Source organism: Pseudomonas sp. NY11955, from assembly GCF_048068035.1.
Classification (GTDB): domain Bacteria; phylum Pseudomonadota; class Gammaproteobacteria; order Pseudomonadales; family Pseudomonadaceae; genus Aquipseudomonas.
In genome coordinates this window covers 69,451-85,787 of record NZ_JBLUPS010000001.1, presented here as the reverse complement: position 1 = coordinate 85,787, position 16,337 = coordinate 69,451, and the positions used below count along the sequence as shown (strand labels likewise).

Sequence of the window (16,337 nt, the reverse complement as noted above, 5' to 3'; positions counted from 1 at the left end):
CGTATTGAAAGGCCGAGGAAAATGCACAAAGAAATCGACTTTGAAAACGACATTGAGCATGAGCTCATCGAGCACGGCGGCTACGTAAAAGGGGATCCCAACACCTACGACCCGGAAGCCGCGCTGTTTCCGGCAGATGTCGTTGCCTTTGTGCAGAAGACGCAGCCCAAGATCTGGACGCGCCTAATTCAACTCGACGCAGCCAAAGCGCCTGCGATGTTGCTGGACAGCTTGGTGAAGGAGCTTGCCGCCAAAGGCGCCCTGGCGATCTTGCGCGAGGGTTTCAAGTGCGTGGGTAAGACGGTGCGGCTTGCCTACTTTGCGCCCAACACCGGGCTCGACCCAGCAAGTACCGAGCGTTACGACCACAACCGCTTGACCATCGTGCGGCAGGTCAACACCAAGAGCGGGGCCATCCCCGATGTGGTGTTGGCGGTGAATGGCTTACCCGTGGCCACGCTGGAGCTGAAGAACCCGATGTCGGCCACGCGCTGGAACGTGGAAAGCGCAAAGTACCAGTACCGCTTTGAGCGCGACCCCAAGGAGCTGTTGTTCGCCTTCAAACAGCGTTGCCTGGTGCATTTTGCCGTGGACACCGAATTGGTCTTCATGACGACCAAGCTGGAGGGCAAGGACACATTCTTCCTGCCTTTCAATCTTGGGCATGACCACGGTGCCGGCAACCCGCCCGTTGAGGGCAATGTGCGTACCGCCTACCTGTGGAGCAAGGTGCTTATGCGCGACAGCTTGATGGACGTCCTTGCTCGGTTCATTCACCTGGACGTCGAGGTGAAGACCGTCGTCACCGAAAAAGGCATCAAGCGCCATAGTAAGGAGTCGATGATTTTCCCCCGCTACCATCAGCTGGATGCGGTGCGGGCACTGACCGATCACGCACAAGTGCATGGTTCAGGGCACAACTACTTGATCCAGCATTCCGCTGGGTCAGGCAAATCTAACTCCATCGCCTGGCTAGCACATCGCCTCTCTAGCCTGCATGGAGCCAACAACGAGAAAATCTTTCACTCAGTGGTAGTGATCACCGACCGCCGTGTGCTGGATCAACAGCTGCAAGACACAATTTTCCAGTTTGAGCACAAGCTGGGTGTTGTGCAGAAGATCGACGAAAACACGCAGCAGTTGGCCAAAGCGCTGTCCGATGGTGTGCCGATCATCATTTCCACCATCCAGAAGTTCCCCTTCATAACTCAAGCCATTCGCACCATGGAGGCCAACGGAAAAGGGGTGGCCATTTCGACGGCGGGCAAGCGTTTCGCGGTGATCGTGGACGAGGCGCACAGCTCGCAGAGCGGCGAAACGGCGATGGAGCTGCGGAAGATCCTGAACAAGGATGGCATTGAATCCGCCATTGCCGAGCAGTTGCTGGATATGGACGACGATGCCTTGAGCCAAGAGGCGAAGAAAGAGCTGCTGCGTGAACAGCTCAAGCGTGCTAAACAACCCAACCTGAGTTTCTTTGCCTTCACGGCTACACCAAAATTCAAGACCCTGGCCGTTTTCAACGAGCCCGGCCCTAACGGTAAAGCGCCGTTCCACCACTACAGCATGCGGCAAGCCATCGAGGAAGGCTTCATCCATGACGTGTTGGCCCACTACACCTGTTACAAGCGCTACTACAAGCTGATCCAGAAGGTGGAGGCTGATCCGGAGGTACCACGCCGCAAGGCCGCGCGCGCACTAGCACGTTTCGTCGAGTTCCATGACTACGAGATCGCGCAGAAAGTCGAAGTGATCGTGGAGCACTTCCGCACCCATAGCCGCCACAAGATTGGCGGTCGTGCCAAAGCGATGGTAGTGACCGGCTCGCGTGAGCACGCCGTGCGCTACAAGCTGGGGTTCGATAAGTACATCAAGGACAAGGGCTACACCGACGTGAAATCGCTGGTGGCGTTCTCTGGCGAAATAACGCTCAAAGAGTTTGCCGATAAGAAATTCACCGAAGTGAACATGAACAACGGCATCAAGGAGTCTGAGCTGCCTGAGAAGTTCAACACCGAGGAATACCAAGTCTTGCTGGTGGCCGAGAAGTACCAGACGGGCTTTGACCAGCCACTGTTGCACAGCATGTACGTCGACAAGCGTTTATCCGGCATCCAGGCGGTACAGACACTGTCGCGCCTGAATCGCACGACACGAGGTAAGACCGACACTTTCGTGCTTGATTTTGTCAACGAACCTGCGGAAATCTACACCGCCTTCAAGCCCTATTACGAGACAACGGACAAGGGCGACGACACCGATCCGCAACAACTCAACACGCTGGCACATACTCTGGCTAGCTGGAAAATTTACACCGGGGCAGAGGTCAGCGCTTGGTGCGAGATTTGGTTCCGCAACCGCCTGAACCCTACCGGTGGCGAGCACAAGAAATTGAATGGCCTTCTTGATCTGGCGATTGAGCGATTCAAGAAACTCGGGGAAGAAGACCAGAACCTGTTCAAGGGGCAACTGGTCAGCTTTCGCAATCTGTACAGCTTTGTTTCTCAGATTGTCCCTTACCAGGACTCCGATCACGAGAAGCTTTACACCTATGCCCGTTTTCTGCTGACCAAGCTGCCGCGCACGACGGACAATCGGACGGTGCAGGTCGACGATGAAATCGAGCTCAAATACTACCGCCTGCAAAAAATCAGCGAGGGTGCAATTGATTTGAAAGCAGGCGAAGCGGACGCGCTTGAAGGCCCGAGTGATGTAGGTACAGGCCAAGCAGACGAGGATGTGCAGCTCTCAACTTTGGTAGGCAAGCTCAACGAGCGCTTCGGCACGGAGTTCACCCCAGCAGACCAGCTCTTCTTCGATCAAGTCCGTGAAACTGCCGTAGCCAATGAGCAGTTACGACAGGCCGTCATGGCAAACAGCATCGAGAATTTCGAGCCAGTGTTCAACAAGCAGCTTGAGAACCTGTTCATTGAGCGCATGGATGGCAACGAAGAAATCTTTGTACGTCTAATGAACGATGAGGCATTCAGGAGTGTTGCTGCGAGCCATCTGATGAGGACGGTGTATCAACAGATACGAAAGCCTGACCAAAATGTTTAAGGTTCGTGCATGCAACACCGAGTGAAGGTCAAGGTCATCAACTGAAGCAGTTGGCTCTTTCCTTCTATACAGAACGGCTCCTGCTAGCCGTAAGGCCAGCAGGGGTGTTTTCCAGGAGTTAGGTACATTGGCGAACCGATTAGCTTTTCCCGAAGCGGCAAACAACTTTGCCCACCTGCAACAACCCGGCACCTGCCTGGTGCGGCGACATCACGAATGAGTGTGGACACGAGGCTAGATTTTCAATCGAACAGCAGCGCCTCGGTTAGCCCCTTGTCAGGGTCCGGCTCATCGATGAGGTGGGCCATGCCGACTAGGCTGCGAGCCAGCTTTTCATATGCAACCCACTGAGTGTGCAGGTGCTCGAACACCTGGTTAAACAGCTTTATAGTTTCAACTTCCAGGTAGTCTTCATTGAACGCGAATACCTCATCGAATCGGGCGAACTCAAACTGTTCGTCTAGCATTTCTTGCTGTTCGAGCAATGAGTCATAACCCTCGCGGCACTCTTCGCGCATTTCGTTGGCGAATTCGATAAAGTCCGCGTCGGTCTCGTCGAAATGCTCCCGCAGGGAGGTGGGGATGTCGCTCAAGCTGGTAAAACGCTTGCGCCCTCCGTCCCGGCGTATCTCGCCAATCAGAGCATCCAGCTCATCGAAATCGCCGTAATCCGACAGCCAGCCGCACAAGGTATTGGCATGCCAGGCTTCGGAGACACACTCGCTGATCTCTTTCATATTGTCCTCCAGAGAAGTCCGGCGGAAGAAAGGCAGCAATAGTGCGTGCAAATCGTCGAACGCTTTTTTACGTGCTTGGTAGCGTTTGGCGATGAGATTGGCTTCTCTGGCTTTCATAGGGCCTCACTAGCATTGGATGGGCGGTCGAAAGGCGCAGGACGCCGATGGCCTGCGAGCTTGTCGAGGCCATAGTGGCGAAATGGAATTGGGCTGTCGAGCGTCGGCTCAGCCCAGCGATTCGTCGAAGTAGTCACCGTCGAGCTTGGGCACTTTGTAAAGCTGCGAGCTGACCCCCACCTCGTGGTCGAGCATCAGGTTTACCAGGCGTTTACCGTCGACTAGTACCAGCCCCTCGACCGAGCGCGCGAATTCAACGGCGTGGGCGGTGAAGCCGGAGGTTGTAATGAATACACCGCGTTTAGCTTTCTGCCCGGCCAAGGCGCCATAAAACGCTTGTAGGTCGGGACGCCCAACAGTGTTCTGCCAGCGTTTGGCCTGCACGTAAACCTTTTCCAGCCCCAGTGCGTCCAGCGAGATCACGCCGTCGATGCCGCCGTCGCCACTGCCGCCGACTTGTTGCAGCGCTTGCCGGTTTGCGCCGTAGCCCAGGCTGTGCAGCAAGTCGAGTACGATGTGCTCGAAGCGCGTCGGGCTGGCTTGCAGCAAGTTGTCCAGCAGGTCGCCCGCGACGCTGGTGCGCAGCTCGAGGATGGCTTGGTTTAGGCGCTCCTGCGGGCTGATAGTGGCGAGGTCGGTCTTGGCAATAGGCTCTGACGTGTCGCTGCTTTCATCCAGCGAGGTGGCGTCCGGTGCTGTCTTCAGCTTCACGCTCATGAAGTTCACAGCTAGGTGCTCGACTTGCTCTGGGCTCAACGGGGTCGGGTTGGCCTGGGCGAATGCGCGGCCGGTGTCGGTCAACTGCCAGTAGCCACGCTTGACGCTGCTGGAGTAGCCAGCACGCTTTAGCCGATCATGCGCCCAGCCTGATCGATTCTTGTAGGTGGCCTGGCCACTTGTGATGGTCTCCTGCCGTTGCGACTCGCTCAGGCCAAGAGTCATGGCGGCGGCTTCGTGAGCCTCGCTCGCGGTGGAACCGTCAGGATGCGTGGCGAGAAAACGTAGGATGGGCTCTATGAACTGGTCGTAGGTAGGAACTGACATAGCTCTTTCTATTCCTGATGAGAGGCTTAGTCCAACGTAGTAGCTCAGCGACTGCGCTTTGCCTCAGTGAGCCGAATTGCTGATCTCAACGCGCTGCCTACCATATTCATACCCATGACTTTTCTAAGCGACGAGCGAGCAGTCGCAGGGTTAGGAGGTAGTAATACCGCGTTGCATTGCTGCGTCGGGCTAGGCGCTTTTCGAGGAACCAAATCACATGCTTCCGCTGCCAAGCCCAAGGCGTTTCTCGCTGCCAGCGTTCTGCAATCTCAGCCTGGATGATTTTCGCCTGTCGTACATGGCGTTGTCGAGTTGCGTGCGAGCCCGTCAACACCGCAGACAAGAACAGCTCCATGTCGAATGACTTGCTCATGTCCGTCCTCCAATGTAGGCAGCGACCACCTCGATTCGCCCGTGCCCCAGCTCATAGCTGATCCGCCTCCGGGCCTCACCATCAAGGCCCCAATCTACCTGGCAACACTGACCGCCGTTGATAGGCGCGCGATGCTGGGTAATTTGTTCATAGCGCTCACATGCATACGCCGCTCGTAGCTCATGGAGGCCTTTGAGGTTCTGTGAATGCAGGATGCCCCGTGCCGGGCGGACGATACCCTGCAGAACGTCAAAGTAGCTTTCGTGTGGCGCAATCAGGTTACGGCTGCCCGCAGGCGACACCCGCTCTGCAAATCTAAGCGCGCCCAGAGCATGCTCATCCATCGAAATTCAACGTGGAGCTGAGGTGCCGGCGCGGCCGCCCTTGGTGCCATACTGAATGTTAATCCTGCCTAGGTGGTTAGCCTCACGGCTTAACCGTGGCAGGTCAGCCAAAATGGCTTCACGTAAACGCATGCCAGTGGCTCGTGCCAACAAAACGATCGCAGCGGCTCGTAGCTGATGACGGCGGCAAAGCGCATTGACGATCTCTTTGACCTGATCGCGGTGTTGGCCTTGTGGCACGAAGTGTCGAACTCCGCTGCGCTGCATACCCAACGCCTTGCTCGGACTGGGCAATTTCACATGCTGATCACCGCGAAGCGCTACCATGGTCATGTTAACGCTGGATAGCCGGTTATGCGCGGTGCAGACGGCGAGATCACCGCGTCTAACAATGTCGCGCAGATACGCCGTATAGTCCGCCAGTACCTTTCGATCAATCTGCCGCGCATCATTGATACCCGGCCCCTGTTCTGAGCGGCACCACTTCACGAATGCCTGCCACCGATCACAGTGTGCCTTCACCGTGCCGTAGTGCCGCTGCCGAACATGTCTTTCAACGCCTGCGGCCCTGCATAGGTCAGTTGCCTGCCGTAGCCGAAATTGCGGCCATCGCGTCTACCCACCAATGCCATATCGGTCACCTCATCTTCTGCTCTCCAGTCCTCGCCCCACGTCATCCCGCCAAGAATGCTGAGTGTTATCAGGGATCAAGGCCCCTGCGATCTGTGGGGAATGTCCACTGCGCGGGACTGGCGGCTCCTTACAACCGGGAGCAAGGACATCTCATGATCTGGCCTCCTGAGCACCGATACCGGTGAGCGGGTGGAGGCAGAATTGGCTGACTAAACCAGCGCCTGAAGATCCTGAGCCGGGTGAACGCAGCACTGTGATGACCGGGGCATGCCTGATTGTCAGTCAGGTGCAGTCCATTCCCTGGTCTGCGGCACTATCATCTGCATCGCTGTTACTAGCGACTTCGGCGTTTGTCAGGAAATTTCCGCAAAGCCACGTGTGATCAAATTTTTGGAGGTGATGGGCGCGCCAGGCCCACCGATAGGTCTGTGGCCATCTGTTTGATATCGTGCGCACTGCTGTGCTTAGCGCACTCTGATGCAGCCAGCAGAGAGTTCAAGCGGCGCAAATAGAGCGGATTAAATGGACCTAATGACTGAAGCAAAAATCAAAACCGCACTGGAGGGCCTGTTTGCAGCCGTTTCCCAGTTGCAGGCGGCGTACCCCGGCAAACCGTTCACCCTGGATGGCCGACTGGTCGGTGATATCGGGGAAGTGGTTGCAAGCTTGGCTTACAAACTGACGCTGAACGAAGGGCTGACCAAGCACCATGACGCGATCTGTGACGAGGGCCGTAATGTCCAGATCAAGACCACGTTTGGCACGACCCTGACTTTTCCAGTGCATCATGTGCCTGATTACTACCTGGGTATTCGTATGAACCGCGACGGTACATTCGAAGAGATCTACAACGGGCCGGGCGCCCTCATCCAGCAGCAGTTGGCAGGCCGTAGGCCGACGCGTACCGGGTTGCATGGCGGGTTGATGGCGATGCTGCGGCGTATCAATGCGACGGTTGCCGAGGAAGACCGCATCCCTCGGCGTTGATCGTTTGGAAGAGTAGGGGCCAAGCGACTGACGCTGACCCCCTGACGCATCACAGTGGGTGATTCAACGCATCATGCCGAGTTCGGCATCATCCAGCAGTGCTTTGCCTAAAGCGCAGAGGTAGTGCGCCGCCCAGATCAGCTTCGGTTTATCTTCCATCAGCCCGTCGATGGTGAGGTCCCGTGCATAGCCCATCAGCTCCGAGGCCTGTTCGCGGGCGTTCTGGCATGGGATGCCGGCTTCGATGCGAAACAGTGGGTGTGTCTGGTTTTCGCCTTGAAAGAAGATGGTTTTACCGACAGTGCATTGGGTGTCTTCGGTAGTCATTGATCAATCTCCCTGGTTGTGTGGATACCTGGGCTGGCCCTATCGCCGGCAAGCCGGGCTCCCACACGTTCTAATGCACCGGTTGAGGGTTCGCTGGCTGCTGTATTTGCGCCAGCGCTGATTCAAGTAATCGGCGCAGGGTTTCAAGCTCGTGCATCGAAGCCATGAGCAAAACCGATGCGGGCGACCTGGGCTGCATCAGCATCGCTTGCTGGACTACGGCTTCTGCACAGTGTGCATAGTCCGAGGCCAGGATGATCGTGTCTTCCAGGGAATGGAAAGGGTGGGGTGGATCGGGGACTATCTTCAACATGATTGCTTCCATTTCAGGGCCGTCACCGTCTGCTGTCAAACAGAGGGTGGCAGCTGTACGTGGGTTGACAGACCGGCGGAAACAACAAGTTCCGGCGCACGCAAGCGTGCCCGCACGTACAGCCGCCATAACGACGAGCCGTTTTGTTGTTTACCGTTGCGACCTGTCAAAGTCATGCCGTTGATGAGCAACGACCCACCGAGACTAAAACCCTGAAAAAATGACCGCAACGGAAAACAGGCGCTGGGAGTATCTTTGGGAAACGTCCTACACGGAAGTGGGAAAATCCGTTTTTTCGACCTGCACATCCCACATGCCAGGCACAAAAAAAGACGCCCTAGGGCGTCTTCTTCTTTGGATTTGGTGGAGCCGGGGGGATTTGAACCCCCGTCCGCCAGTACTCCGCTGTCGGTACTACATGCTTAGCCGTGTCTACTGATTTAATCCGCAGCCGCCCGACGGGCAGGGTGCTTTGGATGAGTTGTGTAAGTTTTAGTCACTTCGCCCACAACGTGCTACGCGACGATCCTGTTCTGTATGACAATCAGTTCGGGTTTACAGGCATCCCCTAGTGATTGCTGGAGCCGAAGCTACCAGAAGCAACGGGTCAAGAGACCGCATTAAGCGGCCAGCTTGTACTCCGCGCCGTAGTTTTCGTCATTGGCAACTATAAAAGTTGCAACAGTGGATTTACGAGTTCTGTTACCAACTCGGCATGCACCTAGAGTTTCGCTACCGGCGTCGAATCCTAATCGGCCCCACACTAGCGTTACGCTAACGCACCTTACGGCGCGTGGGATGGAGTATACGGCATTGCGCGGGCGACGTCGACAGCCGGTCCTGTCGCCCGCTTGCGGGGTCATGCGCCGCCGCTGCCGGTGCCGCTGCCTTTCTCGGTTTTTTCCAGGCGCTCCAGCACTTTGCTGGTGATGGCGATGCATTCCTTGGTGTCGCCCGAGGCCTGGGCGGCCTTGGCTTTGTCGACGTGCTCGGTGATGGCTTTGTCCAGGCCCTCGGAGGTGGCGCCGGCGGTGGCCATGCTGTCGTCGATCTTTTGCAGGTTGGTGGTGCAGAGGTCATCGGCGGCGAACACCGGCGAAGCCAGCAGGGTGGCGGCCGCGAACAGGGCCGAAAGCGCGGTACCTTTCATGGGTGTCTCCTCAGGGGCCTCTGGAAGGTGGGCCTGTAGGGTGGACTGTGGGGGATTGGTGGGGGTTCAATTGGGATGGTGGGGGATCGTGTGGTGGGGTGGGGGTGTTCGGCTTTGGTTTTTTAGCGCCTGTGAGATCGAGCGCCGCCCGCGCGGCGCATCGCGAGCGAAGCTCGCTCCTACATCTGTTTCGGGCCAATTATGCCTGTGGCGAGGGCGCGCCGCCCTTTGGCGCATGGCTCGATATCGCGTCGTACAAACAAGGCGGTCGCGCGCGCCTGCCACAGGTGATACTGGCCCGAAACAGATGTAGGAGCGAGCTTCGCTCGCGATGCGCCGCGCGGGCGGCGCTCGATCTCACAGGCGCCGCAAACCTAAAGGCGAACCCCTCCCGCCTAAATGCTACGCGGCCTGGTCACGCGGTCTACCAGGTAAACCAGTCCGTGATAGTCAATGCCGCTGTGGCTCGACAGCCCAATCTCGCAGGTGCGGCTGGTGGAAATACCTTCGCTGCAATACTGCACCGCGTCCTTCAGGCTGCGCAGCGAATGGGCGTTCAGCTCGGGGGTGGTGAAACCCTTGTCGCCGGCAAACCCACAGCAATGAATACCCTCCGGTATCACCACCTGCTTGCTGCAACGCCGCGCCAGGTCGATCAAGGCCTGGCTTTCACCCAGGTGCTGGGTGCTGCAGGTCACGTGCACGGCCACCGGCTCATCCTGCGGGGTGAACTCCAGGCGGTCGAGCAGGTGGGTGCGGATGAAGCGCACCGGGTCGTACAGGTCCAGCCGGGTGTCGCCCAGGTCCTGCACCAGGCGCAGGGTGCAGGGGCTGGTGTCGCAATAGATCGGGTCCAGGCCGCCGCGGCTGGCGTGCAGCAGGGCGTTGATCAGTTCCTGGCGCTTGTGCTCGGCCTGCTCGGGGTAGCCCTTGGAGGCGAACGGCTGGCCGCAGCACAGGCTGTCGGCGTTGTCGGGGAACACCACCTGGTAGCCGGCCTTTTCCAGTAGGGCGCGGGTTTTGTCCAAGAGCGAGCTTTGCTCGCGGTCGGCATAGGCCGGGCCCATCACCCGCGAGACGCAGGCGGCCAGGTACACCACGCGGGGGCGGGCGTCGTTGCTGGCCGGGCCGAAGCTGATCGGGCGCAGCGGTTGCGGCATGGCCGGGGTCCACTGGGGCAGGCGGCCTTTGCTGGCTTTGCTCAGGGCGGCGCTCAGGCGGCCCAGGCGTGGGGCGCCAAGCAGTTTGCGGGCGGTGTTGGCGGCGGTCAGGGTCAGGCGCGCACCGCTCAGGGCGGTAGGGAAATGCTCGGCCAGCCAGTCGGCGGTGTTTGCGTGGTCGGCGGCCTGGTTGCGCAGTTTCTTCACCAGCTCGCCGGTGTTGATGCCGACCGGGCAGCGTTGGGCGCACAGGCCGGTGGCGGCGCAGGTGTCGATGCCCTGGTACTGGTAGGTCTGCATCAGTTCGCGGGTGTCGATGCCGGCGCGCTGCTTGGCCTGGATGTCGCGCCACATGACGATGCGCTGGCGTGGGCTGAGGGTCAGGCCTTTGGAGGGGCACACCGGTTCGCAGAAGCCGCACTCGATGCACTTGTCGACGATCTCGTCGGCGGCAGGCAGCGGCTTGAGGTTTTTCAGGTGGATGTCCGGGTCGTTGCTCAGCACCACGTCGGGGTTGAGAATGCCGTTGGGGTCGAGCAGGCGCTTGAGCTGCCACATCAGCTGGTAGGCGTCATGGCCCCATTCCAGCTCCACGAACGGCGCCATGTTGCGCCCGGTGCCGTGTTCGGCCTTGAGCGAGCCGCCGAACTCCACCGCCACCAGTTGCGCCACGTCGTCCATGAACGCCTGGTAACGAGCGACTTCCTCGGCACTGTTGAAGCCCTGGGTGAAGACGAAGTGCAGGTTGCCTTCCAGCGCGTGGCCGAAAATGATCGCTTCGTCATAGCGGTGCTTGTCGAACAGCTGGAGCAGGCGGTTGACGCCTTCGGCCAGTTGTTCGACGGGGAAGGTGACGTCTTCGATGATCACCGTGGTGCCGGTCTGGCGCACGGCGCCGACGGCGGGGAAGGTGTCTTTGCGGATTTTCCACAGCTGGTTGTACACGGCCGGGTCTTCGCTGAAGTCCACCTGCTGTTCCAGCGGGAAGTCGGCGATCGAGGCCATCACCTGTTGCAGTTGCTCGTGCAGCAGGCTCTGGCTGGCGGCGCGGGACTCGATCAACAGGGCGCAGGCGTTGTCCGACAGGCCTTTTACCCACAGCGGCATGCCGGGCATGTTCTGCACCGAGCGCAGGCTGCGGCGGTCGAGCAGTTCCACGGCCGAAACCGGTTGGCGCTTGAGCACGGTGACCGCGCGGCAGCAGCTTTCGACGCTGGGGAACACCAGCAGGGCGCTGGCCTTGTGCGGGTGGTCGGGCACGGTGTCGTAGGTGACGGCGCTGATGAAGCCCAGGGTGCCTTCGGAGCCGACCAGCAGGTGTTGCAGGATATCCAGCGGCTGGTCGTAGTCCACCAGTGCGTTCAGCGACAGGCCGGTAGTGTTCTTCAGCCGGTACTTGTGCCGGATGCGCTCGGCCAGCGCGGTGTTGGCGCGGGTTTCGCGGCCCAGGCGGGCCAGCGCCTCCAGCAGCTCGGCATGGCTGGTTTCGAAGGCCGCCACGCTGGCCGGGTCTTCGCTGTCCAGGCGGGTGCCGTCGGCCAGCACCAGGCGCAGGCCGGCCAGGGTGTGGTAGGTGTTCTGCGCGGTGCCGCAGCACATGCCACTGGCGTTGTTGGCAACGATGCCGCCGATTTTGCAGGCGTTGATCGAGGCAGGGTCGGGGCCGATCTTGCGGCCGAAGGGGGCCAGCCAGGCGTTGGCCTGGGCGCCGATCACGCCGGGTTGCAGGCGAATCTGCTCGCCCTGGCCACGAATTTCGCGGCCGTTCCAGTTGTCGCCGAGCACGATCAGCACCGAGTCGCTGATGGCCTGGCCGGACAGGCTGGTGCCCGCGGCGCGGAAGGTGACCGGCACCCGCTCGCGCTGGGCCAGTTTGATCAGGCCGACCACTTCGTCCTCGGACTCGACGCGCACCACCAGCTTGGGGATCAGTCGGTAGAAGCTGGCGTCGGTGCCGAAGGCCAGGGTGGAGGTGGGGTCGTCGAAACGGCGTTCGGCGGGGATCAGGCGCTCGGCATCACGCAGGAACGCGGCGGGCAGGCTCATGCAGTCTCCTCGCGGGGCTGTGACGTCTGTGCGCCACATGCCCCGGGTCAATCAGGCGGTCGTACTTGCAGGCGGTCAGGCGCCCAGTTCGCGTACCAGCGAGTCGCGGGTGATCTCGCTGATCGACTTGGCACCGGTCAATACCATGGCCACGCGCATTTCCTTCTCGAACAGCTCCAGCAGGTTCTTCACGCCCGCCTGGCCATGCACGGCAAGGGCGTAGAGGAAGGCGCGGCCGATCAACACGGTGTCGGCGCCCAGGGCGATCATGCGCACCACGTCGAGGCCGCTGCGGATGCCGGAGTCGGCGAGGATCTTCAGGTCGCCTTTGACCGCATCGGCAATCGCCGGCAGGGCGCGGGCGCTGGACAGCACGCCGTCGAGCTGGCGGCCGCCGTGGTTGGACACCACGATACCGTCGGCGCCGAACTTGACTGCATCGCGGGCGTCATCGGCATCGAGGATGCCTTTGATGATCATCGGGCCGTCCCAGTACTCACGAATCCATTCCAGGTCTTTCCAGGAAATGGACGGGTCGAAGTTGTTGCCCAGCCAGCCGATGTAGTCGGCAAGGCCAGTAGGGTTGCCACGGTATTTGGAAATATTGCCCAGGTCATGCGGGCGGCCCATCACCCCCACATCCCAGGCCCACTCTGGGTGGGTCATGGCCTGCAGCACACGGCGCAGCGGGCCGTTCTTGCCGCTCATGCCGGAGTGGGCGTCGCGGTAGCGGGCACCGGGTACGGGCATGTCCACGGTGAACACCAGGGTCTTGACCCCGGCGGCCTTGGCCCGCTCCAGGGCGTTGCGCATGAAGCCGCGGTCCTTGAGCACATACAGCTGGAACCACATCGGCCGGTCGATGGCGGGCGCCACTTCTTCGATCGGGCACACCGACACCGTGGACATGGTGAACGGGATGCCATGGGCCGCCGCTGCGCGGGCCGCCTGCACTTCGCCACGGCGGGCGTACATGCCGGTGAGGCCGACCGGGGCCAGGGCCACCGGCATGCTCAGGGTTTCGTCGAACAGCTTGGTTTGCAGGCTGAGCTCGGACATGTTGTTCAGCACGCGCTGGCGCAGGGCGATGCTGGCCAGGTCCGAGACGTTGTGGCGCAGGGTGTGCTCGGCGTAGGCGCCGCCGTCGGCGTAGTGGAACAGGAAGGGAGGCAGCTTGCGTTGGGCCGCGGCGCGATAGTCGGTAGAGGCAGAAATGATCATGGATTCTCGCAGCGTTGCTTGTGGGGAGTGCCGGGCGCGCCTAGGCGCCCGGCCCCTTTCACTTTAGTGATGAACCAGCATGCCGGTCAGCCAGTAAGCCTGGATCAGGGTGATCAGGCCGACGATGGTGGCGAAGAACAGGCTGTGCTTGACGGTGAAGCGGAACAGGTCGGATTCCTTGCCGACCAGGCCGGTGGCGGCGCAGGCCACGGCGATCGACTGCGGCGAGATCATCTTGCCGGTCACGCCGCCGCTGGTGTTGGCCGCTACCAGCAAGGTGTCGTTGACGCCGATCTGGTGCGCGGTGGTGGCCTGCAGCGAGCTGAACAGGGCGTTGGACGAGGTGTCCGAGCCGGTCAGGAACACGCCCAGCCAGCCGAGGAACGGCGAGAAGAACGGGAATGCCGCGCCGGTACCGGCCAGCACCAGGGCCATGGTCGAGGACATGCCGGAGTAGTTGGTGACGAAGGCGAAGGCCAGCACCATGCCGATCGACAGAATCGGCCAGCGCAGTTCCCAGAAGGTTTCCTTGAAAGTGGTCAGACCAGTTTTGAAGTTGATCTTAAGCACCGCCATGGAGATCAGTGCCGAAAGGAAGATCGCGGTACCGGTGGCGGAAATCGGGTCGAGCTTGAACACCGCGGGCATGGCGGTCGGCGCGGCCACGATCGGTGCGGTCTTGATCACCAATTGGTCGAGGTGCGGGATGGCGAAGTTGAACACGAAGTTGTACATCGCGCCGCCTGGGGCGAAGGCCGCCTTGAACGGCTTCAGGGTCCAGATGGTGACCAGCACGGTGAGGATCAGGAACGGTGACCAGGCCTTGAAGATTTCGCCAAAGCTGTAAGGGCTAGGCTGGCTGCCGCTTGGCTGCACCACGGCGGCGCCGACGCTGCCTTTGGCTTCGCTGAACGAGCGCTTGGGCTGCCAGACTTTCAGGAACAGGGTCAGGGCGATCAGGCTGGCCAGGGCCGAGGTGATGTCGGGCAGTTCCGGGCCGATGAAGTTCGAGGTGAAGTACTGGGTGACGGCGAAGCTCAGGCCGGCGACCAGGGCGGCAGGCCAGGTTTCTTTCACGCCACGCAGGCCGTCCATCATGAACACCAGCCAGAACGGCACGAACAGCGACAGCAGCGGCAGTTGGCGGCCGGTCATGGCGCCGATGTGGAAGGCGTCGATGCCGGTGACCTGGCCGGCCACGATGATCGGGATGCCCAGGGCGCCGAAGGCCACTGGCGCGGTGTTGGCGATCAGGCACAGGCCGGCGGCGTACAGCGGGTTGAAGCCCAGGCCTACCAGCAGCGCGGCAGTGATTGCCACCGGTGCGCCAAAGCCCGCCGCGCCTTCGAGGAAGGCACCGAAGCAGAAGCCGATCAGCAGCACTTGCAGGCGTTGGTCGTCGGTAATCGACAGCACCGAGCTGCGGATCACTTCGAACTGGCCGCTCTTGACCGTGAGTTTGTACAGGAACACCGCGGCAACGATGATCCAGGCAATCGGCCAGAGGCCGTAGAGGAAGCCGTAACCCGCGGCGGCGAAGGCCATGTCGACAGGCATCTGGAAGGCGAAGATCGCCACCAGGATCGACAGCGCGAGGGTGATGCTGCCCGCTACGTGGCCTTTGAGGCGGAACACGGCGAGGGCCAGGAAGAAGAACACGATGGGGATGACCGCCGCCAGTGCGGACAGGCCAAGACTACCAAGCGGGCTATAGAGTTGTTGCCAGGTTTGCATATGGGGTGACCCCTAATTGTTGTTGGTCAGCACTGGCATTGGATAATTGGTAAGACCAATTTACAATGACTGGTCGCTAGGTTAAAAGCGCTGTCGTGGGTGTGTCAATTTGTCCTGTGCAAAACTTTGGTCGCGTGCCGATGAGCGGGCGCCTGATGCGCGGGGAAAATCACGGCTTGATGGGTGTTTGCGCGGCCTGGATCGGCGAAAATAGGCGCCCCCGGAAAATTGCCGGGGGTTTGTGGAGAGCATGTGATGGTTTTTGATCAGGTCCGCCAACGGCGCCTGTCCGACGACATTGTCGATCGGTTGGAAGGGATGATTCTGGAAGGCACGCTGACCTCGGGGCAGCGGCTGCCGGCCGAGCGCGTCCTTGCCGAGCAGTTTGGTGTGTCCCGTCCGTCACTGCGTGAGGCGATCCAGAAGTTGGTGGCCAAAGGGCTGCTGGTGAGTCGTCAGGGCGGGGGCAATTTCGTGGCCGAGTCGCTGGGGTCCACCTTCAGCGACCCGCTGCTGCAGTTGCTCGAGCACAGTCCCGAAGCGCAGCGTGACCTGCTCGAGTTCCGCCATACCCTGGAGGCGTCCTGCGCCTATTACGCCGCCCAGCGTGCCACCGAGCCAGACCGAGCGCGGTTGAAGGCGGCTTTCGATGTGTTGCAGGACTGCTATGCCAGGGTTGACGAAGTAACCCGGGCGGAGGAGGGGGCGGCGGATGCGCGCTTCCACCTGGCGATTGCCGAGGCCAGCCATAACGCGGTGTTGCTGCATACCATTCGGGGTTTGTTCGACCTGCTCAAGCGCAACGTGGTGACCAACATTGGTGGCATGTATCAGCAGCGTACCGAAACCCGGGACATGCTGATCAGCCAGCACCGGGAGCTGTACCTGGCGATTGTCGAGGGCAGGGCCGAGGATGCGCGCGAGGTGTCCAGCCGGCACATTCTGTATGTGCAGGAGGTGCTGGAGGAGGCGTACGAAGAGGCGCAGCGGGTGGCGCGGGCGGAGCGGCGTAGCGGGCGGTGAGATCGGTGCTGGGTTCTTCGCGGGCACGCCCGCTCCCACAGGCTATGCGCCGGGTCGCGGCCCCTGTG

12 protein-coding genes, 1 other RNA gene and 1 pseudogene are annotated in these 16,337 nt (G+C 60.5%); 3 read left to right on the top strand and 11 right to left on the bottom strand.

Annotation, left to right across the window (positions count from 1 at the left end; genetic code table 11):
* Positions 1-21: 21 nt before the first annotated feature.
* Positions 22-3,060 (top strand): type I restriction endonuclease subunit R, encoded by a 3,039-nt coding sequence (locus tag ACNFBR_RS00385; RefSeq protein ID WP_416733216.1) that lies wholly within the window; start codon positions 22-24, stop codon positions 3,058-3,060.
* 242 nt (positions 3,061-3,302) lie between these two features.
* Here ACNFBR_RS00385 and ACNFBR_RS00380 read toward each other — a convergent pair whose 3' ends face one another.
* From ACNFBR_RS00380 to ACNFBR_RS00365, 4 genes and pseudogenes are all read right to left on the bottom strand, one after another.
* Positions 3,303-3,914 (bottom strand): hypothetical protein, encoded by a 612-nt coding sequence (locus ACNFBR_RS00380; protein WP_416733215.1) that lies wholly within the window; start codon positions 3,912-3,914, stop codon positions 3,303-3,305.
* A gap of 108 nt (positions 3,915-4,022) precedes the next feature.
* On the bottom strand, positions 4,023-4,958 hold the full coding sequence (locus ACNFBR_RS00375) for a restriction endonuclease (RefSeq protein WP_416733214.1): 936 nt from the start codon (positions 4,956-4,958) through the stop codon (positions 4,023-4,025).
* Positions 4,959-5,064: 106 nt separating this feature from the next.
* The gene (locus ACNFBR_RS00370; protein ID WP_177066202.1) at positions 5,065-5,331 is read right to left on the bottom strand and encodes a hypothetical protein; all 267 of its coding nucleotides are present in this window, start codon (positions 5,329-5,331) and stop codon (positions 5,065-5,067) included.
* A pseudogene (locus ACNFBR_RS00365) lies at positions 5,328-6,307 on the bottom strand (integrase domain-containing protein). The gene ACNFBR_RS00370 and the pseudogene ACNFBR_RS00365 overlap by 4 nt, the downstream one beginning before the upstream one ends.
* A gap of 523 nt (positions 6,308-6,830) precedes the next feature.
* Between ACNFBR_RS00365 and ACNFBR_RS00360 the strand changes: the two are divergent.
* Positions 6,831-7,295 (top strand): DUF6998 domain-containing protein, encoded by a 465-nt coding sequence (locus ACNFBR_RS00360; protein ID WP_416733213.1) that lies wholly within the window; start codon positions 6,831-6,833, stop codon positions 7,293-7,295.
* A gap of 63 nt (positions 7,296-7,358) precedes the next feature.
* Here ACNFBR_RS00360 and ACNFBR_RS00355 read toward each other — a convergent pair whose 3' ends face one another.
* The 7 genes from ACNFBR_RS00355 to ACNFBR_RS00325 all read right to left on the bottom strand — a co-directional run bounded on the left by ACNFBR_RS00355 (position 7,359) and on the right by ACNFBR_RS00325 (position 15,246).
* The gene (locus ACNFBR_RS00355; protein ID WP_003249898.1) at positions 7,359-7,622 is read right to left on the bottom strand and encodes a DUF3077 domain-containing protein; all 264 of its coding nucleotides are present in this window, start codon (positions 7,620-7,622) and stop codon (positions 7,359-7,361) included.
* A gap of 70 nt (positions 7,623-7,692) precedes the next feature.
* Positions 7,693-7,935, bottom strand: a complete 243-nt coding sequence (locus ACNFBR_RS00350; protein ID WP_416733212.1) for a hypothetical protein — start codon at positions 7,933-7,935, stop codon at positions 7,693-7,695.
* A 361-nt stretch (positions 7,936-8,296) separates the two neighbouring features.
* Positions 8,297-8,695, bottom strand: a transfer-messenger RNA (tmRNA) gene (gene ssrA / locus ACNFBR_RS00345).
* A gap of 99 nt (positions 8,696-8,794) precedes the next feature.
* On the bottom strand, positions 8,795-9,085 hold the full coding sequence (locus ACNFBR_RS00340) for a hypothetical protein (protein WP_025754271.1): 291 nt from the start codon (positions 9,083-9,085) through the stop codon (positions 8,795-8,797).
* Between the two features lie 395 nt (positions 9,086-9,480).
* A complete protein-coding gene (locus ACNFBR_RS00335; protein WP_416733211.1) occupies positions 9,481-12,291 on the bottom strand; it encodes an FAD-binding and (Fe-S)-binding domain-containing protein in 2,811 nt (936 codons plus the stop codon).
* Between the two features lie 75 nt (positions 12,292-12,366).
* The gene (gene lldD, locus ACNFBR_RS00330) at positions 12,367-13,512 is read right to left on the bottom strand and encodes an FMN-dependent L-lactate dehydrogenase LldD (RefSeq protein WP_416733210.1); all 1,146 of its coding nucleotides are present in this window, start codon (positions 13,510-13,512) and stop codon (positions 12,367-12,369) included.
* Between the two features lie 63 nt (positions 13,513-13,575).
* A complete protein-coding gene (locus tag ACNFBR_RS00325) occupies positions 13,576-15,246 on the bottom strand; it encodes a lactate permease LctP family transporter (protein WP_019098165.1) in 1,671 nt (556 codons plus the stop codon).
* Between the two features lie 255 nt (positions 15,247-15,501).
* Here ACNFBR_RS00325 and ACNFBR_RS00320 point away from each other — a divergent pair, with 255 nt between their 5' ends.
* Positions 15,502-16,269, top strand: coding sequence for an FCD domain-containing protein (locus tag ACNFBR_RS00320; protein WP_416733209.1), 768 nt, complete (start codon positions 15,502-15,504; stop codon positions 16,267-16,269).
* Positions 16,270-16,337: the final 68 nt, after the last annotated feature.

Coding starts and splice junctions, on each gene's coding strand:
- ACNFBR_RS00385 (WP_416733216.1), top strand. CDS start 22: ATGCACAAAGAAATCGACTTTGAAAACGACATTGAGCATGAGCTCATC.
- ACNFBR_RS00380 (WP_416733215.1), bottom strand. CDS start 3,914: ATGAAAGCCAGAGAAGCCAATCTCATCGCCAAACGCTACCAAGCACGT.
- ACNFBR_RS00375 (WP_416733214.1), bottom strand. CDS start 4,958: ATGTCAGTTCCTACCTACGACCAGTTCATAGAGCCCATCCTACGTTTT.
- ACNFBR_RS00370 (WP_177066202.1), bottom strand. CDS start 5,331: ATGAGCAAGTCATTCGACATGGAGCTGTTCTTGTCTGCGGTGTTGACG.
- ACNFBR_RS00360 (WP_416733213.1), top strand. CDS start 6,831: ATGGACCTAATGACTGAAGCAAAAATCAAAACCGCACTGGAGGGCCTG.
- ACNFBR_RS00355 (WP_003249898.1), bottom strand. CDS start 7,622: ATGACTACCGAAGACACCCAATGCACTGTCGGTAAAACCATCTTCTTT.
- ACNFBR_RS00350 (WP_416733212.1), bottom strand. CDS start 7,935: ATGTTGAAGATAGTCCCCGATCCACCCCACCCTTTCCATTCCCTGGAA.
- ACNFBR_RS00340 (WP_025754271.1), bottom strand. CDS start 9,085: ATGAAAGGTACCGCGCTTTCGGCCCTGTTCGCGGCCGCCACCCTGCTG.
- ACNFBR_RS00335 (WP_416733211.1), bottom strand. CDS start 12,291: ATGAGCCTGCCCGCCGCGTTCCTGCGTGATGCCGAGCGCCTGATCCCC.
- lldD (WP_416733210.1), bottom strand. CDS start 13,512: ATGATCATTTCTGCCTCTACCGACTATCGCGCCGCGGCCCAACGCAAG.
- ACNFBR_RS00325 (WP_019098165.1), bottom strand. CDS start 15,246: ATGCAAACCTGGCAACAACTCTATAGCCCGCTTGGTAGTCTTGGCCTG.
- ACNFBR_RS00320 (WP_416733209.1), top strand. CDS start 15,502: ATGGTTTTTGATCAGGTCCGCCAACGGCGCCTGTCCGACGACATTGTC.